Origin of the sequence: Butyrivibrio sp. (assembly GCF_017635265.1) — a bacterium.
Taxonomy (GTDB): Bacteria; Bacillota; Clostridia; order Lachnospirales; family Lachnospiraceae; genus Butyrivibrio.
The window spans coordinates 1-22,107 of record NZ_JAGBLU010000125.1; the positions used below are offsets into that span (position 1 = coordinate 1).

General features: G+C 39.2%; 18 protein-coding genes and 1 pseudogene. 11 read left to right on the forward strand and 8 right to left on the reverse strand.

What is annotated here, in order from left to right:
* The first annotated feature begins 145 nt into the window (after window positions 1-145).
* The 4 genes and pseudogenes from J6O61_RS15340 (at window position 146) to J6O61_RS15355 (ending at window position 6,514) form a co-directional block, all read left to right on the forward strand.
* Window positions 146-1,567 carry a hypothetical protein gene (locus tag J6O61_RS15340; protein ID WP_292214979.1) on the forward strand — a complete coding sequence of 474 codons (1,422 nt, stop codon included), beginning with the start codon at window positions 146-148 and terminating at the stop codon, window positions 1,565-1,567.
* A gap of 132 nt (window positions 1,568-1,699) precedes the next feature.
* Window positions 1,700-3,525 (forward strand): annotated as a pseudogene (locus J6O61_RS19780) (ABC transporter permease).
* 2 nt (window positions 3,526-3,527) lie between these two features.
* Window positions 3,528-5,177: an ABC transporter ATP-binding protein gene (locus tag J6O61_RS15350; RefSeq protein ID WP_292214980.1), complete on the forward strand. Its 1,650-nt coding sequence runs from the start codon at window positions 3,528-3,530 to the stop codon at window positions 5,175-5,177.
* Between the two features lie 209 nt (window positions 5,178-5,386).
* A complete protein-coding gene (locus J6O61_RS15355) occupies window positions 5,387-6,514 on the forward strand; it encodes an aldo/keto reductase (RefSeq protein ID WP_292214982.1) in 1,128 nt (375 codons plus the stop codon).
* Window positions 6,515-6,575: 61 nt separating this feature from the next.
* Here J6O61_RS15355 and J6O61_RS15360 read toward each other — a convergent pair whose 3' ends face one another.
* From J6O61_RS15360 to J6O61_RS15375, 4 genes are read right to left on the reverse strand one after another with little or no spacing between them, the layout of a single operon-like run.
* Window positions 6,576-7,985 carry a DUF4340 domain-containing protein gene (locus J6O61_RS15360; protein WP_292214984.1) on the reverse strand — a complete coding sequence of 470 codons (1,410 nt, stop codon included), beginning with the start codon at window positions 7,983-7,985 and terminating at the stop codon, window positions 6,576-6,578.
* Complete coding sequence (locus tag J6O61_RS15365) at window positions 7,975-9,444, reverse strand: GldG family protein (protein WP_292214986.1); 1,470 nt, start codon at window positions 9,442-9,444, stop codon at window positions 7,975-7,977. The genes J6O61_RS15360 and J6O61_RS15365 overlap by 11 nt, the downstream gene beginning before the upstream one ends.
* Window positions 9,441-10,307: an ABC transporter permease gene (locus J6O61_RS15370; RefSeq protein WP_292214988.1), complete on the reverse strand. Its 867-nt coding sequence runs from the start codon at window positions 10,305-10,307 to the stop codon at window positions 9,441-9,443. The genes J6O61_RS15365 and J6O61_RS15370 overlap by 4 nt, the downstream gene beginning before the upstream one ends.
* The gene (locus J6O61_RS15375) at window positions 10,285-11,280 is read right to left on the reverse strand and encodes an ABC transporter ATP-binding protein (RefSeq protein WP_292214990.1); all 996 of its coding nucleotides are present in this window, start codon (window positions 11,278-11,280) and stop codon (window positions 10,285-10,287) included. The genes J6O61_RS15370 and J6O61_RS15375 overlap by 23 nt, the downstream gene beginning before the upstream one ends.
* Window positions 11,281-11,435: 155 nt before the next feature.
* Between J6O61_RS15375 and J6O61_RS15380 the strand changes: the two genes are divergently transcribed.
* Together J6O61_RS15380 and J6O61_RS15385 are read left to right on the forward strand one after the other, a co-directional pair.
* Window positions 11,436-13,898: a clostripain-related cysteine peptidase gene (locus J6O61_RS15380; RefSeq protein ID WP_292214992.1), complete on the forward strand. Its 2,463-nt coding sequence runs from the start codon at window positions 11,436-11,438 to the stop codon at window positions 13,896-13,898.
* A 41-nt stretch (window positions 13,899-13,939) separates the two neighbouring features.
* Entirely contained in the window at window positions 13,940-14,749 is an 810-nt protein-coding gene (locus J6O61_RS15385; RefSeq protein ID WP_292214993.1) for a YlmH/Sll1252 family protein, read from the forward strand.
* 53 nt (window positions 14,750-14,802) lie between these two features.
* On the opposite strand, the gene J6O61_RS15390 is transcribed toward J6O61_RS15385, so the two are convergent.
* Window positions 14,803-15,738 (reverse strand): 3'-5' exonuclease, encoded by a 936-nt coding sequence (locus J6O61_RS15390; protein WP_292214994.1) that lies wholly within the window; start codon window positions 15,736-15,738, stop codon window positions 14,803-14,805.
* A gap of 23 nt (window positions 15,739-15,761) precedes the next feature.
* A complete protein-coding gene (locus J6O61_RS15395) occupies window positions 15,762-16,589 on the reverse strand; it encodes an alpha/beta hydrolase (RefSeq protein WP_292214996.1) in 828 nt (275 codons plus the stop codon).
* A gap of 156 nt (window positions 16,590-16,745) precedes the next feature.
* Between J6O61_RS15395 and J6O61_RS15400 the strand changes: the two genes are divergently transcribed.
* On the forward strand, window positions 16,746-17,288 hold the full coding sequence (locus J6O61_RS15400; protein WP_292214998.1) for a glutathione peroxidase: 543 nt from the start codon (window positions 16,746-16,748) through the stop codon (window positions 17,286-17,288).
* Between the two features lie 66 nt (window positions 17,289-17,354).
* Here J6O61_RS15400 and J6O61_RS15405 read toward each other — a convergent pair whose 3' ends face one another.
* A complete protein-coding gene (locus tag J6O61_RS15405; RefSeq protein WP_292215000.1) occupies window positions 17,355-18,734 on the reverse strand; it encodes a D-alanyl-D-alanine carboxypeptidase family protein in 1,380 nt (459 codons plus the stop codon).
* A gap of 188 nt (window positions 18,735-18,922) precedes the next feature.
* Between J6O61_RS15405 and trmB the strand changes: the two genes are divergently transcribed.
* From trmB to J6O61_RS15420, 3 genes are all read left to right on the forward strand, one after another.
* The gene (gene trmB / locus J6O61_RS15410) at window positions 18,923-19,576 is read left to right on the forward strand and encodes a tRNA (guanosine(46)-N7)-methyltransferase TrmB (protein ID WP_292215002.1); all 654 of its coding nucleotides are present in this window, start codon (window positions 18,923-18,925) and stop codon (window positions 19,574-19,576) included.
* Window positions 19,576-19,896 (forward strand): thioredoxin, encoded by a 321-nt coding sequence (gene trxA, locus J6O61_RS15415; protein WP_292215004.1) that lies wholly within the window; start codon window positions 19,576-19,578, stop codon window positions 19,894-19,896. Before trmB ends, trxA begins: the two co-directional genes overlap by 1 nt.
* A 124-nt stretch (window positions 19,897-20,020) precedes the next feature.
* The gene (locus tag J6O61_RS15420; protein WP_292215006.1) at window positions 20,021-20,764 is read left to right on the forward strand and encodes an SH3 domain-containing protein; all 744 of its coding nucleotides are present in this window, start codon (window positions 20,021-20,023) and stop codon (window positions 20,762-20,764) included.
* Between the two features lie 11 nt (window positions 20,765-20,775).
* Here the strand turns inward: J6O61_RS15420 and J6O61_RS15425 are convergent, their stop codons facing one another.
* The gene (locus J6O61_RS15425) at window positions 20,776-21,225 is read right to left on the reverse strand and encodes a hypothetical protein (RefSeq protein WP_292215008.1); all 450 of its coding nucleotides are present in this window, start codon (window positions 21,223-21,225) and stop codon (window positions 20,776-20,778) included.
* Between the two features lie 30 nt (window positions 21,226-21,255).
* Here J6O61_RS15425 and murI point away from each other — a divergent pair, with 30 nt between their 5' ends.
* Window positions 21,256-22,077 (forward strand): glutamate racemase, encoded by an 822-nt coding sequence (gene murI / locus J6O61_RS15430; RefSeq protein WP_292215010.1) that lies wholly within the window; start codon window positions 21,256-21,258, stop codon window positions 22,075-22,077.
* The last annotated feature ends 30 nt before the right edge of the window (window positions 22,078-22,107 follow it).

Here is a 22,107-nt window from a genome sequence, read left to right on the forward strand (position 1 = left end):
AGACATGTATAACTGTTAGTAAAGCTCCTTGATGATATCTGATGAGAGGGGAATCCTCCCTTCAATCATTACTTAGATTTGGAAATAGAAACTATTAACTGTAGTCCTTAATGACTACATCATTACTATACTAGGAGGAAAAGAAGTGAAAAAGAAGGTATTATCAACAATTTTAACGTTCACAATGGTAGTTTCTGCTCTTGCAGGCTGCGGAAGTGCAGCATCGGGAACATCTGAAACTGCAGCAACAGATTCACAGTCATCCGGTGAAACAACTACTCAGACAGAAGAAGCTAAACCGGCTGAGACCAATGCAGAACCTGCAGCAGAGCTTACGGGAATTGATGCAATCATTGCTGAAGCCGAAACAATGACAATGGAAGAGCTTGCAGCAAAGGCTATTGAAGAGTCAAATGGCAAGACATTCTATGGGGTTGGTAACAGTAGCCGCGGAAAATCAGCACTTCCGGTATTCATTGAGTATTTACAGTCTATTGATCCGTCATATTCAATGGAATTTGAATGGCAGCAACCCAAGAACAACAAAATCTTTGAGCAGCTTACATCTGATTCCCTTAAGAGTGAAGGCACATTTGCAATGACTCTTATTCAGGATGGCAATCAGATTCAGACAAAGATGGTTGATACAGATATCTTAAAGACATTTGTTCCTAAGGAATGGGCAGATGCTAACGGAACTACTGCTGATGCATATACAGGATTCCTCCCTCTTCAGACACTAAACAAAGTATTCATGTACAACAATACAGGCAGCGCAACTTATGACAACTGCTGGGACTTCGTATATGAAGGTTCACATCCTCTTTTCATGGGTGTTGATTCTGAAATCGTAGGAAAGAACTTCCTTATGATGCTTACAGAAGACAAGTATGCAACATGGCTTAAAGAAGCATATGACAAGCTTGATGATACAAAGAAGGCATATTTTGAACCGGTAATTCAGCAGATGCAGACTGATGCCAGTGACCTTGGACTTGGAGCAAACGGTGCATATGCACTTGCCTGGATCAAGCTTTGGGTGAACAACTACAACGAACAGACAGACGACGGACCTATCTGTAACACACTTGTAGATGCTTCTGCTACAGATCAGTCCGGACTTTTGGTTTATTCAAAACTTCGTTCTGTTGAAGAGTCGGCTTCAGTATCAGTTAACAATATTAACGTAGCAGCATATCAGGATGGCTATACAGGAATTGGCGGATATGGATATTGCCACTACCTCTTCCTTACAAAGAACAGCCCACTTCCATGGACAGCCTGCGCATTCATCGCATATATGACATGTACAGAGGCAGGATTTGAGGCATGGGGCAAAGATATGGGTGGATATTCATCGAATCCTGATGTAGCAAAAGAAATAGAAGAGAAATTCCAGCATTCACAGGGTGGCGGAGATGAGTTCCCGGCAAAGAATGACAGAGGATATGACTGGTGGACAACAACGGGAGAACTTGTTCTTGAGGATCCTGTATATTGCTCAGATGTTTCATTTACGGTAGGAAGCTGGATCGACGTTCTTGATCACTACACACCGGGCGAATAAGAATGATAGGATTGCAAAGGCACTGCGGAACAATTCGTATATCGTGATTCAAGCATAAAAAGAGATAATACGGATTGTTTCGAGCCTTGCATTGTTACCATATCATGGCAAATTGAGAAAGGAACACTTAAAATGGAGGCAATCGCAAAACCAGACAAAAGTGCGATATTTAAAAATAAGGTAAAGACATGGTTTTCCCAACCTCAGAACATAATACTTTTGCTGTTTGGGATTGTTCTTACTTTTAGTACTGTTGCACCTATCGTTGCAATTATAAAAGATACATTTGCAATACATCCCGGAACAATCGATCAGCATCTGACAGGAAGAACGAAGGGATATACATTAGTAAACTATATTGATCTTTTCACAAGCAGACTTGCAGTAACCAACCTTTGGAAACCACTTTTAAATACGATAATATTATCCGTATTAACATGTTTTATATCTATTCTGTTCGGAGGACTTTTCGCATTTCTGGTCACCAGAACAGATATGAAATTTAAAAAGTATTTAAGCTCAATCTTTATATTCCCATACATAATGCCCCAGTGGACACTGGCGGTTGTATGGCAGCATATGTTTTATTCTAATAAAATAACCGGAACATCAGACGGTCTTCTGGCGGCTCTATTCCATGTATATTTCCCGCACTGGTGGTGTCAGGGCGTATTCCCAAGTGCCGTAGTTTTGGGACTTCACTATGCACCATTTGCATATATTCTCATCGGTGGAATATTCAAAAATATGGATGCCAATCTGGAGGAAGCAGCAACAATCCTGGATACTCCGAAATGGAAGATCATGTTCAAGGTAACACTTCCAATGATCAAGCCCGCGATTCTTTCAACAATACTTTTAGTATTTGGAAGTGCAATGGGGAGTTATCCTGTTCCTCATTACTTAAGTCTTACAACTCTTTCAACCAAATACATTTCCATGAATAGTAAATACACCGGTGAAGCCAGCATTCTTGCTATTATCATGATGATATTCGGTGTGCTCATTCTGGGACTTAACCAGATGAGCTTAAAGAGCAGAAAAATTACACCACAGTTACAGGTAAGTCTGGCCAGCTGACAAAACTGACAATCGGCAAGGTAGGAAAATATCTTGTTGGAATAATCTTTATAGTAATCACATTTTTTACAAGTATTTGGCCGATAGTTCTTTTTGCACTGGAGACATTTCTTCCAAATCCCGGAGATTACAGCTTCCTTTATACAGGAAATCTGGCGCATCTTACAACAAAGTGGTGGGTAACCAATGAAAATATTACAGAAAACGGTATGTACGGACAGGCCGGAATTCTCTACAACAAGACCATATGGCATGCATTCTTTGGTACACTTTTCCTTGCAACCGTATGTGCTCTTATTGCAGGAACAATCGGAACCCTCATAGGTTATGCCGTTGCTAAAAAGAGAAGAAATAAGTGGGCAAACTACGTTAACAACGTAGCATTTTTGCCTTACCTTATGCCTTCAATTGCCGTTGGAGCAGCGTTTTTTATCCTTTTCTCCAACGAGCACATCAATCTGTTTAATACGTATACACTGCTGATAATTGCAGGAGTAGTAAAATACATACCATTTGCATCAAGAAGCTCACTTAACTCAATGCTTCAGATCAGCAATGAGCTTGAAGAGGCGGCAATTATCATGAATACACCGTGGATAAAGAGAATGACAAGGATCATCATTCCTATTCAGAAGTCATCGATCATAAGCGGATATCTTCTTCCATTTATGACTTGTCTTCGTGAATTGTCGTTGTTCCTTCTTCTTTGCACACAGGGATTCATTCTTTCAACAACCCTTGACTACTTTGATGAAATGGGACTTTATGCATTCTCAAGTGCCATAAACCTCATCCTTATCGTAACGATTCTTGTATTCAACACATTAGTAAACAAGCTTACAGGCGCAAGTCTTGACAGCGGCATAGGAGGAAAGTGATCATGCCAGAAATAGTTTTAGAAAATATTACAAAGCGTTGGGGTAAATTCTTTGGCGTTGATAACGTGAGTCTCAATATTCCAAATAATTCTTTTATCACACTTTTGGGACCTTCAGGTTGCGGAAAAACAACAATCCTCAGAATGATAGCAGGGCTTGAAACTCCTACAGAAGGCAGAATAACAATTGGGGATAAAGTCGTATTTGACTCAAATGCCGGGATAAATGTTCCTGCCAATAAACGAAGAGTGGGATTTCTTTTCCAGAACTATGCTCTTTGGCCAAACATGACGGTATATGAGAACATTGCTTTTGGACTCAAGAACATACATGAAGAGATGCCGGTTATAGATGTTGAGGCAAAAAGAGCAGGAGATATGATACGAGCACTTCAGAATGGTTCCAGGATAAAAGAAATCGTGGAAGAGTGCCGTGACAAAAATGGAAAACCCGATGAGAACAAAGCATATGTAAAGCTTATTGATAATTACAGCATTTCAATATATACAGCAAAAGAGCTATTTGCACTTGGGATTCATCTGGCACAGGAGCCTGACACATTGGCAAAAGCGAAGGTAATGGAATATGAAGCAAAGCTTTCAGATATAAAAAAGAAGCTCCGGAGTGAAGAAAAAGATATTAATGAAAAGTTCCAGGTTACAAAAGGCGGAAAGGTCGTTCTTGAAAACAGAAAACTTACAAAAGAGGAAATAGATGCAAGAGTAAGAGCCTGCTCAAGGATTGTTAAGATAGGCATGTTCATGGACAGATATCCTGCAGAGCTTTCCGGAGGACAGCAGCAGAGAGTTGCCATAGCAAGAACCCTTGCCCCTGAGCCGCAGGTTCTTTTCATGGATGAGCCATTATCAAACCTTGATGCCAAGCTTCGTCTTGAGATGAGATATGAACTCCAAAGACTCCATGTGGAAACAGGAAGTACTTTCGTGTATGTAACACATGACCAGATGGAGGCTATGACACTTGCCACCAGAATATGTCTTGTAAACAACGGTGTTCTTCAGCAGTACGCAGCCCCTCTGGATGTTTACAACAGACCGGCCAATCTGTTCGTAGCTGATTTCGTTGGCAATCCATCAATGAACTTCGTTGACGGGAAGGGCAAGCAGGCAGAAGATGGCAGTATAGTTCTTGATATTTTAGGAGAACACAAGGCTAAATTTGTACCAAACGAAAAAGTACTTCTTTCCGATTGGAGAGAGGCAAGGGAAAAAGAGGATGCAGATAAGCTTGAATTCGAGCATCAAAGACTTATGAAAAAAGGTGCTGTTGAAAAGAGTAACAAAGATGAAGTGTTCAAATATCATGTTCAAAGAGTAGAAGAGCAGGATGAGAGTATTATGGACGAACCTGTTATTACAGATGAAGACTTTGTTCTTGGAATAAGGCCGGAAGCGATTGACATTGAGCCTGAAGGCAGGATAAAAACAAAGATTTACGGAGCAATGCCTACCGGTATGGAATCAACACTTAAACTTAGAGTTGGGGAGTTTCTTCTTACCGGTGTTATATTTGGTAATTCAATTTACAGAATTGATCAGGATGCCAACATTGATATCAAGGGAAAAGACATACTGCTATTTGACAGAAAATCAGGAAAATTAATATCAGCAGGAGCGCTTGAAATTACGTAAAACAAGGCCTCTCGCCATGTCGGCGAGAGGCTGTTTTATTGTATAAACAGAGAATATCAAATTCAAAAATCCATGATTAAGGATACACATAAGTCTAGTATTTTTATATACAATATGACAAAAAAAGATACAAAAAGGATTATTCTATATGATAAAATTTTATAAAAGGTAGGCAGTAATCAGTTTTATTTTTGTTCGGAGGGCAAGCGATGGACAATTCTTTTCCACAGATAAAAACATTTTTTGGTTTTGGCTGTATGAGACTTCCTATGAACGGCTCTGAAGTTGATATTGAGCAGTTCAAGGAAATGACGGATTATTTTATTGATAACGGCTTTAACTATTTTGACACAGCTCACGGATATATTGATGGCAAATCAGAGCTGGCAATTAAAGAGGCACTTACCGGCAGATATCCGAGAGAGAAGTATCTTTTGACTGACAAACTTACGGAACCATATTTCCACAAGGAAGAAGATATAAGACCATTCTTCCAAAGTCAGCTTGATGCCTGCGGCGTTGAGTATTTTGACTTTTATCTTATGCATGCGCAGAATGCTACAAACTTTGAACATTTCAAAAAGTGCAGAGCATATGAGACTGCTTTTGAACTTAAAAAGGAAGGCAAGATTAAACATGTAGGTCTTTCTTTCCATGATAAGTCGGAGGTTTTGGACAAAATTCTTACTACATATCCGGATGTTGAAATCGTACAGATTCAGTTCAACTATGTAGATTATGAGGATGCATCGGTACAGAGCCGCAAGTGCCTTGAAGTGTGCAGAAAACATGGAAAACCTGTTATCGTTATGGAGCCTGTAAAGGGCGGAAGTCTTGTAAAGCTTCCTGATGAGGCACAGAAGGTATACGATGAAATGCCATCAAAGCTTTCAAATGCAAGCTATGCTATCAGATTTGCAGCAAGCCAGGAAGGGATAAGAGTAGTTTTATCCGGAATGAGTGATATGGTTCAGATGAAGGATAATGTTTCCTTTATGAAGGATTTCAAGCCTCTTTCAGAGGATGAAATGGCTGCAGTTGCTAAAGTTACAGCTATTTACAAGGGATTGGATATGATTCCTTGTACATCCTGTCACTACTGCGTAGAAGAAAATCATTGTCCGATGAATATTAAGATTCCGGAGCTCTTTGCCTGTCTTAATACAAAGAAGGTTTTCAATGACTGGAATCAGAACATGTATTATGGACTTCTTACTGCTGATGGAGCAGGAAAAGCAAGTGAGTGTATAGAATGCGGAGGGTGCGAAGCAGTATGTCCTCAGCACCTTGAGATCAGAAGCCTGTTAAAGAATGTGGCTGCTGAGTTTGAAAAATAATATTTAATAATGGAAAAGGAACTGTAAAAAATGATTACTCATTTTCACAGTTCCTTTTTTATTATTCAGTATCAGTTGTGCTTTCGGCTTCCTCTTTTCCAAGGTTGAGCATTATCCTCGTAAAGTCTTCCTTAAGAGTAGTCATTAGCGTTCTGTCCACAAGGCCAAGTGTTTCTCCGTTTAATGAAACAAGACAGCTGTCACCGTCTACTCGGTAGAGTGTGATAGAAAGAGATGTATTTGCCTCGTCATTCAAAACAACGGTAACAGAGAACTCAGTGACACCCTGCGAGAGAGTACTGTCAAATTCTTTGACGCTCAAAGCACTGATATCACTTACAATCTGACTTCCTTCGATTTCAGTTCCGTTAACAGTATATGTTACTATGTCGTCTATTGTTTCTGCATCGATAATGTACTGATCGGAGTCTATGTTTGCAGTAATAGTCTGTACCTGTGGCGCAGAGATATCAACTACGGAAGTGGGGCGAAGTGAGTTATAGTCATAGCCTGTAAGAGTTTCATAATCCTCGGGTGTATAAGAATAAATTATCTGAGATTCATCAACTCGCAGATAAATAGTCTCATCATCTATCTTTTTAAAATACAGATAGTGTTCTTCCTCTTCTCCCAGATCGTTATCATCTGTAAAGTCGGTATCATAATCATATCCTTTTACATGGATTGTAAGATCAGGAGAATCAAATCCCCATTTGGTAAGTTCTTCGTCAGTAACGCAGTAAGTCACATAGTCAGTAAAAGTAATATGTGTAAAGTACCCAAGGAACGTGCTTACAGAAGAATCTGACAGAGGCAGATAACCGGTATCATCTTTTAAATAATAGTTGTAGCTTGTTGTGTAAGAATAATCAGCATCTTCTTCATAGATAAGAGAGAGATTAACATCACCTGTAAGATCAACAGTTTCAATCTGCTGAAAATAAGGTATCTCATCATTGGCCAAATATTCATCACGATCAGATGTCAGATACGATTCGATGTCATCATCAATCAGATATACTGTTCCTGAGTTTATAGAAATATATCGCTTGGAATCCATTGTTGAAAAGGTTCCGCAGGAAATAGTTGTCTCATCTTCAGCAGTAATAAAAGTAATTTCTGCTTCGGGATCATCAAGACCATACTGACTGTAATCCTCAACATCTTCAATGATAAAGCTCGCATGAACTTCAGCAAAGTTCTCGATAAGATAAGCAATTTCTTCCTGATTTACAGGAAAAGAATCATCACCTGATAAAGTCCATACATCATCAGTTTTTACAAAATCAAGAGTTTTATTCTCAAAAGTCCATTTTATTTCCGTCAGGCTCTCGGAATCAGCTGCAAAAACAACTTCATCAACGGTAGAAATGCTTTCAACATGTTTTTCAACAGCATTTACAGCGATGATTCCGACAAAGACAAGAGCAAGGATAACGCAAAGTATGATAAGGGTATTTTTACGCTTCAATTGCTGCTCCCTCCTTTCTTCTTCTGAATACTTCCTCAATGCCATAGAGAAGGTAACCGATAGGGAGGATGAAGATCATGACTACTTTGATTCTTTTTGCTGCAGTCTCACTTATGGTCAGATAGTTGTAATCAAGTGACTTGGATCTGATAGAAATGGTCTCCTCTTCTCCGATCATCCATGAAATTGAGTTCATAATGAAATCTACATTTGCTCCTGAAGAATAGGAATTGTAACCATCATCAAGCATCACATCAGATGCTACCCAAATGAGTTTTCCATCGGAAGAGTCACTGCTTACAGATACTGCAAGTGAAAACGGACCATCAATATCGCCGTCCTCTTTGTCGTAGGTTTCAAGTGAATATCCGGCAATCTTGGAAAATGCATCAGCAGATGTAGTTAAAAGAGATGTGACTGAATATACGCTTGAAGTACTGTTTATTGTAAGTCCTGAAGCTATAGGAACAATTACATTGCTCTTTTCATTTATCAGTGCATCCGTTATGTCAGATGATTCAATCTCAGGTAAAAGAATGTAAGGCTGCGCAAAAGCGTAGTAATCTCTGTTTCCTTCTACGACAACTCCGTCATTTATTGAAACGCCCAGACTTTCTATAATTCCCTGAAGATTGGAAAGGTCAGTATCTTCCTGAGTAGGGCCGGACATTACAAGAATATGTCCTTCGTTATCAAGGTAGTCCTTAAGCATGGTGACTTCTTCTGAAGACAGATCACTTGTAGGGGAGTTTATGAGGATCATGTCTGCATCTTCAGGAATTTCATCTACATTTAACAGAGAGAATTCTTCTGTTTCTATGTTTGCTTTTTCTAAACTGTCAGTAAAAGTAGTGGAAAGTTCAGCTTCTCCGTGACCTGTCAAAACGTAAACTTTTGGAAGGTCCTCAGATACAACATAATCAATGGCAGTAGTTATCTCACTTTCGCCGTCGAAGTTTGCTGATGCGGAACCGGTCATATAATAACTTGAAGAGTCCACTTCATAGATATCGTCATAGCTGATAAATCTTGATTTATCACCGCTTTCTACTATAAGAGAGTTATTTGAAACGTAATCTTCTGTGTACTGCTGGGCAAAAGTCGGATATACGTCAGGGTTCTTTTTTACAACAGTGATATGCTCTGACATATCGTCATAGACATCAAGGAGTTTTTCTATAACGGAATCCTCCTGACCTGATTGTACAATCCAGTAAATTGTTATGTCTTTTTCAAGATTGTTTACAACAACTTTTGTGGATGATGTAAGAGAGTACAGCTGTGCTGCTGAAATATCAAACTGTGTGAGAGTTGATGGAAGAGCACTAAACAGAACATTTACACCGATAAGGATGAGCAAAACAATAATTGTTATAAGAAAATTGTAACTACCTATTTTGGCAGTCTTACTGGTAAAGGCCTGTTTGTTTTTATTTAAAATATTTTTTATGTTAATCATCCGTTGTACCTCCTCTTCTCAAGAGCCTGAACGCACAAGAACAGGAAGAATACAATAACGCTGAGATAATACACAATTCCTGTCAGATCAAAGACTCCGTTTACAAAAACAGAAAATCTCTCAAAGAGGGATATCTTTTTCATAATATTTGGAAGGAGGTTGTTCAGAAGATCTGAATTAACGAAGAACACAATAAGTGATGCTATTGTAAGGATTGCAAACAATAACAGGGCAACAATATTGGAACTTGTCATATATCTGATAACAAGGGACAGAGCTGCTGAAATAACAATGAGAGAAATCAAAGCACCTACAGCAGTTGCTGAAACGTAGTCAGATAAGCTGGCGCAAAAGTAGTTAAAAAGCATGAATGCAACACAGATTCCGGCAGCAATACCCTGAGAATCTGTAAGAGCGGAAATATACATTCCCATGCTGATAAGGGCCATGCCCATAAAAATAAATGCCACCATGGACCCGTAGGATGTGGGAAGATAAACATCACCAAATTGTGCAAATATAAGAGGATATACACAAATGATAATAAGCGGAATAAGGAAAACCACAAAAAGAGACAAAAACTTTCCGATAACAATATCAGTTGAAGTAATAGGAAGAGAATACAGAAGCTGATCTGTTTTTTGTTTCTTTTCTTCTGAAATTATCCTCATGGTGAGTATTGGAACAATAACGATAAAAACAACTGAGATGAAATCCAATACATACTCGAAATTTGCTACAGAGGCGTTGATATTGTATAAAAGAGCTCCGATTCCGGTAAAAAGGAGAAGGAACGCCCCAAAAATATAGCCGGTCATACTATGATAAAATAGCGAAAGTTCATGCCGTAATACTGCTATCAATTTCTTTTTCCTCCAAAATTGTAATGTTGTTTTCCTCAGAATCTGAAGTAAGCTCCAAAAAGATATCTTCAAGATTTGTTTTTACAGGATTGAGTTTATATAACGGAATATCTTTTTCTGCAAAAGCTTTAAATATTTCTTTGCTAATCTCAGTCAGGTCTCTGTTTTCAACATGAACCTTGAAAAGATTTTGGTCATCGGAGCTTTCAATATTCTCATAAGAGACGATACCGTTAAGAGATGACAGTATTTCTTTTGCCATATCAAGAGAAATATCTGCTCCGATCTCAATGGCACTGCCGTGAGAAGAAATTTTACCAAGGTTATCAGGTGTGTCAAAAGCAACAAGCTTACCTTTGTAAATGATAAGAACCTTGTCACATATAGCCTGAACCTCAGAAAGTATGTGTGAACTGAGGATAACTGTGTGATTTTCTCCCAATTTGTGGATAAGTTCCCTGATTTCTAAAATCTGCATGGGATCTAGACCAACAGTCGGCTCATCAAGGATTATAATTTGTGGATTTCCTAAAAGTGCCTGTGAGATACCGACTCTTTGGCGATAACCTTTTGAAAGATACTTGATGGGCTTATCAAGTACATGTTCAATATTGGTTTTTTTGGCAACACGCTCAACCTCTGCCGGCCGGTCTTTTTTGGCAACCTTTTTAGCCTCTGCTACGAAATCAAGATACTCTCTTGGAGTCTGATCCACATAAAGAGGTGGGATTTCAGGAAGGTACCCGATAAGCTTTTTGGCTTCCCTGCTGTTTTCAAAGATGTCTTTATCACCGATCTTAACGGTTCCCCCTGTTGCAGCAAGACACCCTGTCATAATATTCAGGGTAGTTGATTTACCGGCACCATTTGGGCCTAAAAATCCATAGATGTGACCATCTTCAATAGTAAAAGACAAATCGTCTACAGCCAGAGTAGAGCCATAGCTTTTAGTCAAATGCTCAACTGTGATCAACTTTTTTTCCTCCTTAGTTTTATATAAAGCTAGTCAAAATCTAGAATAGAACCTAAACCTTAATTGAACCTAAAAAAGGAAAACATGTAAAAAAGCAAATGAAAAAGTGTATACTATAATATATTGAAGAAAACAGAATGTTTGGGGAGGGAAAGATGGCAGATAGACCAATTGGAAGAAAGAAAAACGTGGGAACAGGTGGATCCGGCGTACATAAAAGAGGAGAAGGACTGGGCACAGAACCGGTTGGAAGCTCTGACGGATACTCTTCATCAAATAAAACTCCCGGAGTGGGAACTCCGCATAGATCAGGCGGCAGAAGTCCGCTGTTTATGATCATCATATTGGCGATTGTTGTACTTGGAGGAGGAGGGGGATTATCGTCTCTTTTGGGAGGAGGAAGTACATATACTGATACATCCACTCAAACTCAGTACACTACTACCACCGGGCAGACTTCTACAGGAAGCGGAGTATCAACTGCTACAGGAACATCAACAGGTTCTACATTGTCAACTCTTAGCCAGCTCTTTGGAGGATACGGTGCATATTCCGGTGGCGCTTCTTCTGCAGCATGGAGCGAGCCTGCAAATACAGGCAAACTTAACACAGAAGTTGCCGAAGGTGCAAGAGCAAAGCGCACTACTGTTTTAGGTGATAATAGAGATGTTATTACAATAATGGTTTATATGTGCGGAGCAGATCTTGAATCCAGAAGTGCGATGGCAACCAAGGATATTCAGGAGATGATGGCTGCTTCTTTTGGAGATAATGTAAACCTTGTTATTTACACAGGAGGAGCGAAGCAGTGGCAAAATAATGTTGTTTCAAGTTCCACTAACCAGATATATCAGATAAAAAACGGTAAGCTTTCTCTTTTACAGGATAATGTGGGAAGTCTTCCGATGACAAAGCCGTCAACACTTTCAGACTTTATAAAGTGGACAGCATCCAATTTCCCGGCAAACAGGTATGACCTGATCTTTTGGAATCATGGTGGCGGATCAACAGGTGGATACGGGTATGATGAGAAATTTGCATCAGCCGGAGCAATGTCACTTGCCGGAATCAATACAGCGCTTAAAGATGGCGGCGTAACATTTGATTTTGTTGGTTTTGATACATGTCTTATGGCAACGGTTGAAAATGCACTTGTTGTGTCCAATTATGCGGATTACCTCATTGCATCAGAAGAAACAGAACCGGGTGTTGGCTGGTATTACACAGGTTGGCTATCTGAGCTTGGGAAAAACACATCAATGGATACACTTTCCATAGGTAAGAATATTATTGATGATTTCACAAGTGCATGCGCTCAGACCTGTCCCGGACAAAAGACAACTCTTTCTCTTATAGACCTTGCGGAGCTTTCACAGACTGTTCCACAGGAGCTGGCAGATTTTTCAAAAGAAACAACACAGAAAATAAAGGGTAGCGAATATACAGAAATATCCACAGCCCGCAGCAGCACAAGAGAATTTGCTTCTTCTTCTAAAATTGATCAGATCGATCTGGTTGACTTTGCCATAAGAATAGGAACAGATGAGGCAAAAGATCTGGCAGAGAGCTTAAAGAGTTCTATTAAATACAACAGAACAAGCTCTAACATGACAAATGCTTATGGACTGTCTATCTACTTCCCATATAAAAAGACCTCGAAAGTAGACTCAATGGTAAGCACATATGATGCAATCGGAATGGATGATGAGTATGCAAAATGTATTCAGAACTTTGCATCAATGGAGGTTGCAGGTCAGGTTGCATCAGGAGGAACTTCGGGCCCGGTTCCATCACTTTTTGGCGAGCTTTCAGGGCAGAGTAGCGGGGATGCATCTGCTGAGATGATTACGCAGCTCCTTACTGCATTTTTGTCCAGTGATTTTTCAAGTGTATCAGGGCTTTCAGCATCAAATACATCGTTCCTTGGAAAAACACTTGATGTGGAGCAGGCTGCAAACTTTATAGCTTCTAACCAGTTTGATGCATCAAGCCTTGTGTGGACTAAAAACGGAAGCGGACAGGATGCCATTAAACTTTCAGATGATCAGTGGGAGCAGGTAAAAGACCTTAAGATGCAGGTCTTTTATGATGACGGTGAGGGATATATTGATCTTGGATGTGACAATCTGATTGATTTTGATGAAGATGGATATCTTCTTTCGCAGGCAGATAAAACATGGCTTTCCATTGATGGACAAATTGTGGCATATTATGTTATAGATATACAGGGAACAGAAGACAATTATGCAATAACAGGTCGTGTACCATGTTATCTTAACGGAGAGAGAACAAATCTCATTTTGGTATTTGACTCGGAAAACGAAGACGGGTATGTAGCCGGAGCATGCAGTGATTATCAGAACGGCGAAACTGAGACTATAGCTAAAAATGCTACAGAATTAGAGGTCGGCGACAAGATAGATTTCGTATGCGATTATTATGGATATGACCAAGAATTTAAGGACGGCTACTATTTAGGAGATGAGATGACTGTGACAGGACCGATGTCTGATATGGTTATTCAGAACCTTCCGGTAGGCGACGGCGATATCCTTGAAACCTTCTGTTTTACCGATATCTACGGACAGAACTATTGGACACCTACTATTAAATACTAAAAAGCTGTAATTACTACAGTTACTAAAGAACGGTAAGTTATATGGAAGAAAAAACAAGGGATTTTCTTGCAGGAAGAGTGAGAGATCTTGCTACAAGAGCCTATATGAACAACTTCGTTACCCACACAGATTTTTTATCTGTGTCGGAGATAGCGATGTTTCATCAGATTCTGGCTTTAGAGGGGATATCCTCTAATGTCCATGAATACTGTGGTGCAAGGTATGTTATATATGGTGGTTTTGATGAAGCTGAAAGGGCGATGATATGTTTTTTACCGGATTATATGGATGAAGAAACATTTCTTATGATGGAAAGAAGCGAACCATCAGTTTGCAGCTGTGTGAAAATAAGTCCGGTAAACAAAAAGTTTGCTGATGATTTAAACCACAGAGATTATCTCGGGTCCCTTATGAATCTGGGAATAGAAAGAGATCAGCTTGGAGATATCTTAACCGGTGATGATGTTGCATACGTATTTGCAACGGTGGATATTGCCCGGATGATTTGTGATGAGCTTATAAGGATAAAGCATACATCTGTGAAATGTGAGATTGTTACCTCAGATGAATGTACCATCAGACCAAAATTTGAAGAAGTTACAGGAAGTGTGGCTTCAGAGAGAATTGATGCTATACTTGCGTTTGTCTATCATCTTTCCAGGTCAGAGGCCGGGAAGCTTATTGAGGCTGAGTCGGTTTTTATTGATGGAAGGGTTGCATTTAGTGGAGGATATGACTTAAAAGAAGGTGCAAGAGTGTCTGTGAGAGGATATGGCAAATTCATCTATCTCGGAGCTCAGAATACTACAAGAAAAGGCAGACTTTTTATCGCTGTAAACAAATTTGTGTAAGAAATAAGCTGTGAAGGAAAAATCCATTCACAGCTTTAATTTTTTGATATAAATCATGGAGTTGGTCTCTTTTTGGCTTTCCTTTGCTTGGCTTTCATTTCTTCAAGCTCTTCAGCAGATATAAAACGGCTGGTCTTAACAACAAAGAGTCTTCCGTTTTCAGCTTTTTTGATACGAACCTTGGCTTTCATAAAACCATGCTTGTCGCAGGTGGCTACAGCATAATAATGCTTGCCGTTAGGAGTGAACCATTTTATTTTCCTGCGAATATTTTTATGGCAGATATAGCACTTTGTGCTCATTATCTCCATATTTTCAAGGATATCTTCTTTGGTATCAAATTCTCTGGAAATATATTTTTCATAATTGTCAAAGACAATTTTTATTTCCTGCTTCTTGGTTTTGGGAGTGACATATGTGTCAAAAGAGACTCTTTTTAAAACTTTTTCTCCCAGGAGCTTTAAAACTTCAGCTGTGTAAGCAGCATCAGCAAGGGCTCTGTGAAATGGATAATCAAGCTTAATGTTTCTTTCTTCAGCAGCGGTTGATAGAGAGACTCTCGATTTGCCATCATCAAAGGAAAGGCTGTAAAGCTTTTGAACATCGAAAAATGCCAGCGGTCTGTCCGATAAAAGAGGAAGTCCGAAGAAATCAAGATTACATTGAAATTCTCTAAGATCAAGAGGTCCCCAGCTACAGAAAATGTAGTCTTCTCCGCACCATTTTAAGAAATCAGCTGCAACATCCACAAAAGAATCACCATTTTCCAAATCTTCCATAGAAAGATGGATCAGCTTTCCGGTAATCTTGTGCATCTGAGTGTGAACCTGAGGCTTAATAAGCCGGGAGAATTCACCGATTTTCTGCCTTTTTTCATTAAGTTTTATCGCACCTATTTCAACTATTTCAAAATTTAGAGTCTTCCCATTTTGGGTTACAGGTGCTTCTCCTTGATTCCATTCAAGGTCAAAAACGATGTAATTACTCATAAAATATCTCTTTCGTTTTTATATCAAAAGAATCTGTCGAGCCATGTAGCAGCAAGGTTAACCCATGGTGCGGCAGAAGGAATATCTTCATTTCCACCATTGCTTAATGTAAGCTTATTGGCAAGAGCAAGTCCATGTCCGCCCTCAGGGAAAATGTGGAGTTCTGTATTGATATTGTTTTCTTTTAAAGCAGTAGCAAAGAGAAGTGAATTTTCAACCGGAACGCTTCCATCAGTAAAGGTGTGCCAGATAAAAGTATTAGGAACATCACTGTTTACCTGATTTTCAAGTGACATATCGTCCTTCATGTATTCATATCTGTCACCCAAAAGATTGTGTATTGACCCCTGATGTGCAAATTTGCCGGAAGTAATAACCGGATAGCAGAGCATAAGTCCATTTGGACGAAGCCTTTCTTTAGAAGCATCATCAGTATCGGAAAGAAGAGCTTTTGCCACAAAATCTTTTTTCCACATACAGGCATAACTTGCTGCCAAATGTCCACCGGCAGAGCAGCCTTCTATTATGATCGCATCTGTATTTACTTGCCATTCATCAGCATTCTTTCTTATTATAAGGATGGAACGACCAAGCTCCAGAAGTGCTGTAGGGAAAACAGCAGGAGCACAGGAATATCTGAGTATACCTACATTAAATCCCTTGGCCATAAAGGCAAAAGCCATTGGCTCAGCTTCTCTGTCTGAAGTATAAGCATAGCCTCCTCCCGGACACAAAAGAAGAAGCGGTCTCTTACTGATGCTTAGCGATTCAGAAGGCTCCTGAATATATACAGTTAATTTTGCGTAGTCTAAAGATCCTTCTTCATTAATTTTAAATTCTTTATAAATCATAATAATACCCCCAATACAAAGCTCTTTCTAATAAACTATAAAATGAAGGAAAAATATTTGCAATAGGTATTGACATTTTAGATTGCACACAATATAATCATATCAAACATGAACGCAATTTAATTTTATATAATCGAAAAAATGGAGGGAATTAAAATGGGATTTTACGATTATTCAGTAACTGACAATCAGGGAAATGAAGTTAAGCTTGACCAGTTTAAGGGCAAGGTAGTGCTGGTAGTGAACACAGCTACTGGATGCGGCTTCACTCCTCATTATAAAGATATTGAAGATATGTATGAAAAGTTCCACGATCAGGGATTTGAGGTGCTTGATATTCCTTGTAACCAGTTTGCAGGTCAGACACCCGGAACAGATGAAGAGATTCATGAGTTTTGCCAGCTTCATTACAACACAAAGTTCCCACAGATGACTAAGTCTGATGTCAACGGTGAGAATCAGCTTCCGCTTTACAAGTTCCTTAAAGAGCAGAAGGGCTTTGAAGGATTTGGTAAAGGACCTTCTGCCCTTGCGATGAGTGTAATGCTTAAAAAGATTGACAAGGATTATAAGAATAATCCTGATATCAAGTGGAATTTTACTAAGTTTGTAGTTGACAGAGACGGTAATGTTGTAGCACGTTTCGAGCCAACAGAGAAGATGGAAAATGTCGCAGCATGTGTTGAAAAGCTCATGTAATTAACAGATAGTGAATAAGATAAAAAGCTGTGAAGGTGTCTTGTAGTACACTTTCACAGCTTTTTTTCAGAATTTTATTTTTTTATTGCTCTTATTAAACTCGCGTTTTCTACGGTTATAGCGGATTCGATCACTTCGACTGACACTTTTGTGGGTGCGTACACTTTTGGAAGAAGTCGCTCCGATAATCGTCATTATAAGTACTATGGCAGCTGCAATTGCAAAAAGTATTTTTACATTTATGTAAATTGGATGGACAGCGGTAATATCGGAATCATCATTAGCAGCCAGACTGCTTTCTGAATAGCATATCATTGCACTGCCTATAGTTACGCCGTGGTATGAATAGTTGACTTTGGCAATGGCGGAAGGATAATCTGCCAATTCCGTGTCACTTAAGTCATAAGATATTTCGTAGTCGGCATCGCTTATAGAAGAAGTTTTTGGAAGGATAACAGTACTGTTTTCATCAAGCTTTAATATAGTGCCGGATTTGCCAAATACATCATGGTCTGATTCAAAGAACAAAGAATCATCCGGCATATATCTGGTTTCATTGGCAGATACATTTACTAAATGGAAGTTGTTAAATGCATAATCAAAAAGAGTAACCGTATCTGTAAACTGTGTCGGAGATTCCTCCATAAACACGATACAGATAAGCTTCATGCCATCCCGTTCGGCACAGGTGACCAGAGTTTCACGGGCCTGGTCGGTGTATCCGGTTTTACCGCCAACAATTCCATCATAGGAAATTTCGCCGTTAATAAGCTTATGCTTGTTGTTTAAATAAAAATCATCCGGCTGAGTCTGGGTTGGTTCAAAGTGATAGCGAGGAGTGTTTCCAATCTTGCATAAAAGCTCATTATTAAAAAACTCTTTTGAAATAAGAGCAAGATCATAAACACTTGTGTAATGATTGCTGTCCTGAAGACCGTTGGTGTTTGCAAAGTGGGTATTGGTGCAGCCAAGACTTTTAGCTTTGTCATTCATTAGTTTTACAAAGTCATCAATGCTTCCGCTGACATGTTCAGCAACAGCATTGGCAACCTCATTGGCACTACCTACCATGATTCCGTAAAGAGCCTGCTCTAAAGTAATTGATTCGCCTACATCCATTCCGATGCTGGATCCGTCATTGGGAACGCTGAAAACAGCATCATTTGAGAAGGTTATAGTATCGCTGAGACTTGCGTTTTCAACGGCCAGAAGGCAGGTCATTATTTTGGTGGTACTTGCAGGAAAAAGCTCTTCGTGGATGTTTTTGGCATATAGGATTGTTCCTGTTTCTGCCTCCATAACAATAGCAGACTCTGCAGAAACTTCAGGACCTTCAGGCCAGCTTTCAATATCGTTACTTTGTATCGGAAGAGATTTCCTCTCCTGAGCAAGAGCAGCATAATCAACAGTTTCAGCAAAAGCAGTAAGCGAAAAGCTGCAAAACATTGCCGCGATTAACAATGAGCTGAGTAAAAACGTATATATAAAGTTGTGTCTTTTCTTATCAGATGAATAAATCATAGTATGTAAATAATACAATATTTGAAGAAATATTAAAATCTCAAACAGCTAACTTTTCAACTTTACTCAAATGTTGTAAAATTCTCTTATAAGAATTACAGGTAGGATAAGGAATGCGTTTACGTAACATCGCAGGATCCAGAGAAGTAATTGCTGATAGCAGATTTACAGTTAAGGATCCGGAGAAGAAAAAAGGTCTTTGGAAAAAAGAGATTTTTGGCAATGACAATGAATTACATATTGAGATCGGGATGGGAAAAGGCAGATTTTTAATGGATCTGGCAGCATTAAATCCCAATATCAATTATGTCGGAATAGAGAAATATTCAAGTGTACTTCTCAGAGCGATTCAAAAACAGGAACAGCTTCTTTTGCCGAATGTAATATTCATCAGAATGGATGCAGAGGATATCACAGATGTTTTTGCTCCATCAGAAGTAGACAAGATTTATCTCAACTTCTCAGATCCATGGCCGAAGGACAGGCATGCCAAAAGGCGTCTGCCTTCGAGGCAGTTTCTTGAAAGATATGACAAAATCTTAAAAAAGGACGGAGTCGTAGAGTTCAAAACTGACAATAAGGATCTTTTTCGGTTTGCACTTGATGAGGTGGAACCGGCAGGCTGGAATTTAGACGCAGTCACATACGATCTTCACCATGACCCTGTTATGAACGAGGGGAATGTGATGACAGAGTATGAGGAGAAGTTCTCATCACTAGGCAATCCAATTTACAAATACATTGTAAGCAGAAAGGGGATTAAATAATGGACTACAATTTGAACAGTCAGAACTTTGAAGAAGAAGTATTAAAGAGCAAATTACCGGTGCTTGTTGACTTTTCCGCAGATTGGTGCGGCCCCTGCAAGATGATGGCGCCAATGATTGATGAATTTGCTGATGAATACGAAGGGGAGCTTAAAGTAGGAAAGATAAATGTAGATCAGTCACCTGACATTGCTCAGAAATATAATGTTATGTCGATTCCAATGTTTGCATTCTTTAAGAATGGTGAAGTTATTGAAACTGCTGTTGGAGCATTAAATAAGGCAAAACTACAGGGTATTATAGATAAGGTGCTGGCCTAACGGTCAGCACTTTCTGTTAGTAACTGTAGTAGAATCAACCAGGGATTAGTGCTTGGTTGTTTCGCTACAGTTTTTTGGGGAGCAAGTCGGTTGTCGGAAAATCTGACTTTTTGGGAGAAGAATTTTGGCAGACAAGATTACTAATTTTTCTGATTATAAGAAAAAAGATAATAGTGGCATAAAAGATATACAGGAAGATAAGCCAAAGGATTTATATGCCACTACTGAGATCAACAATATTGAAATAGAAGATCCATATTCATTTTTTACAGCCAAGGAGCGAGAGGAATTTCTTCGGGAGCAGGCAAAAAAGGAATCTGTAAAAGAAGAACCCAGGGAAACAGAGCCTGCAAAAGAGCGTGATGTAAATAAACGTGGGATAAAAGATCGCCAGGAGGATTATGACGAAGAAGACTTCGAGGAAGATGATGACTATGAAGATGAGTATGATGAGGAAGATGACGAAGAAGATGAGGAAGAAGAGTCTTCAGGATTTCTGACTCCTGAGTTTCTCGTAAGAGTGGCATCAATTATTACAGGTGCCTTTATTCTTGCTATGCTTGTCTTTGTTGTAAAAGTGAAATTTATAGATAAATATCTGATAGATCCGGATTCACAGGAAACAGTTGTAACAGCAGTTCCGTCAGGATACACAGCAACAAATGATACCGTTACGGCAACAGCAGATTTAAATCTGCGATCAGTTCCAAGTGCTGCTGAAAAGAGTACTGTGGTAGCCGTGGCACTCAATGGTACTACTATGAAAAGAATAGCCGTAAGTGATGATGGATCATGGGCGCTGGTAGAATATGAGGGCCAACAGCTGTATGCTTCAATGAAATATTTATCGTTACAGTCCAGTCCCTGACCTGTAACTGTTTATCTACTCCTTGAGTGAAGCCAGGAATAGAATTTATCTTCCGCTTCGGCAAGATTGTGACTGGAGCGGGAGAACATTTCAGCATGAGACAGCACATCTTCACAGGTAGTGTCTTTAACATGGTCAGCAATTTTATTTGCACAGTTTTTTTCCAAAGACCGGTAGTCCATGTTGATCAAAAGAGTGTTATGAAGAGGTTTTATTGACGAATAAATGGTCGGATATTTTTTTTGAACAAGGGCCATTTCATCCAATATCTGTTCCCTGCTCTGCAGGCAGAACAGAATATAAACAGATTCAACAATCTCTGTGGGCTCAATCTCGTCCTGATATGAGTTGTCCTCATAACCATCCTGAGTAGAATAATACTCGCAGATCTCTTGAACAAGGGATCCTATCTTTGTGCAATCATATAGTTTTTGAAGTTCATCAAATTTTTTTTCACTCATATGATTAGTATAACAAAAGAGGAAAAAATAATGAAGATTGGCATTTTTGATTCCGGCATAGGAGGGCTTTCTGTATTGCATGAGGCCTATCATCAACTGCCGGGACAAGAATATATTTTTTATGCAGATACAAAACATGTTCCGTATGGACTTAAAACTACGGAGCAGATAATGGGCTATGCCATAGAGATCACAGAATTTCTTATAGCGCAGGGAGTTCAGGCTATTGTCATAGCATGTAACACCGCAACCAGTGTGGCTGTAAAGGAGCTCAGAAAGAGATATTCTTTGCCGATACTTGGCATGGAGCCGGCTGTTAAACCTGCAGTTGAAGAGACTGACAAAAAGCGTATAATGGTTATCGCTACGCCTGTGACAATCAGAGAAGATAAACTCAAAGATCTTCTTCACAGAGTGGATGAAGAGCACAGAGTGGACTTGCTTCCAATGCCGAAGCTTGTGGAGTTTGCAGAGAGGGAAGAGTTTGAATCAGAGGCTGTCAGAGAATATATAGAGAATCAGTTTTCTGCGTTTGATAAAGATGAGTATTCTGCGTTGGTACTTGGATGTACTCATTTCAACTATTTTAAACCATTGTACAGAGAGTATTTTGGGAAAGATACACTTCTCGTTGATGGAAATCTTGGGACAATCAGACATTTGGCTGATGTTGCAAAACTGCCACTTTCAGATGATCCAGATAGAGTAGTACTTTTTGATGACTACCACAATATGTTGTATGACTCAAAAACGACATATTATTTTTCAGGAACAATTGTTAAAGATGAAAATACGCTGGAACACTTGAAAAGACTGCACAACAGGCTTGAAGAGGTACGTAAAATTAATTAAAAAGAGACCTTGATATTTACAAGATACTGT

What these genes read in the sequence shown, in the direction of transcription:
- J6O61_RS15350 (WP_292214980.1), top strand. Translation starts at nt 3,528, where the DNA reads ATGCCAGAAATAGTTTTAGAAAATATTACAAAGCGTTGGGGTAAATTC.
- J6O61_RS15385 (WP_292214993.1), top strand. Translation starts at nt 13,940, where the DNA reads ATGGAAGAAAAAACAAGGGATTTTCTTGCAGGAAGAGTGAGAGATCTT.
- trxA (WP_292215004.1), top strand. Translation starts at nt 19,576, where the DNA reads ATGGACTACAATTTGAACAGTCAGAACTTTGAAGAAGAAGTATTAAAG.
- trmB (WP_292215002.1), top strand. Translation starts at nt 18,923, where the DNA reads ATGCGTTTACGTAACATCGCAGGATCCAGAGAAGTAATTGCTGATAGC.
- J6O61_RS15390 (WP_292214994.1), bottom strand. Translation starts at nt 15,738, where the DNA reads ATGAGTAATTACATCGTTTTTGACCTTGAATGGAATCAAGGAGAAGCA.
- J6O61_RS15380 (WP_292214992.1), top strand. Translation starts at nt 11,436, where the DNA reads ATGGCAGATAGACCAATTGGAAGAAAGAAAAACGTGGGAACAGGTGGA.
- J6O61_RS15405 (WP_292215000.1), bottom strand. Translation starts at nt 18,734, where the DNA reads ATGTTTTGCAGCTTTTCGCTTACTGCTTTTGCTGAAACTGTTGATTAT.
- J6O61_RS15365 (WP_292214986.1), bottom strand. Translation starts at nt 9,444, where the DNA reads ATGATTAACATAAAAAATATTTTAAATAAAAACAAACAGGCCTTTACC.
- murI (WP_292215010.1), top strand. Translation starts at nt 21,256, where the DNA reads ATGAAGATTGGCATTTTTGATTCCGGCATAGGAGGGCTTTCTGTATTG.
- J6O61_RS15425 (WP_292215008.1), bottom strand. Translation starts at nt 21,225, where the DNA reads ATGAGTGAAAAAAAATTTGATGAACTTCAAAAACTATATGATTGCACA.
- J6O61_RS15400 (WP_292214998.1), top strand. Translation starts at nt 16,746, where the DNA reads ATGGGATTTTACGATTATTCAGTAACTGACAATCAGGGAAATGAAGTT.
- J6O61_RS15395 (WP_292214996.1), bottom strand. Translation starts at nt 16,589, where the DNA reads ATGATTTATAAAGAATTTAAAATTAATGAAGAAGGATCTTTAGACTAC.
- J6O61_RS15355 (WP_292214982.1), top strand. Translation starts at nt 5,387, where the DNA reads ATGGACAATTCTTTTCCACAGATAAAAACATTTTTTGGTTTTGGCTGT.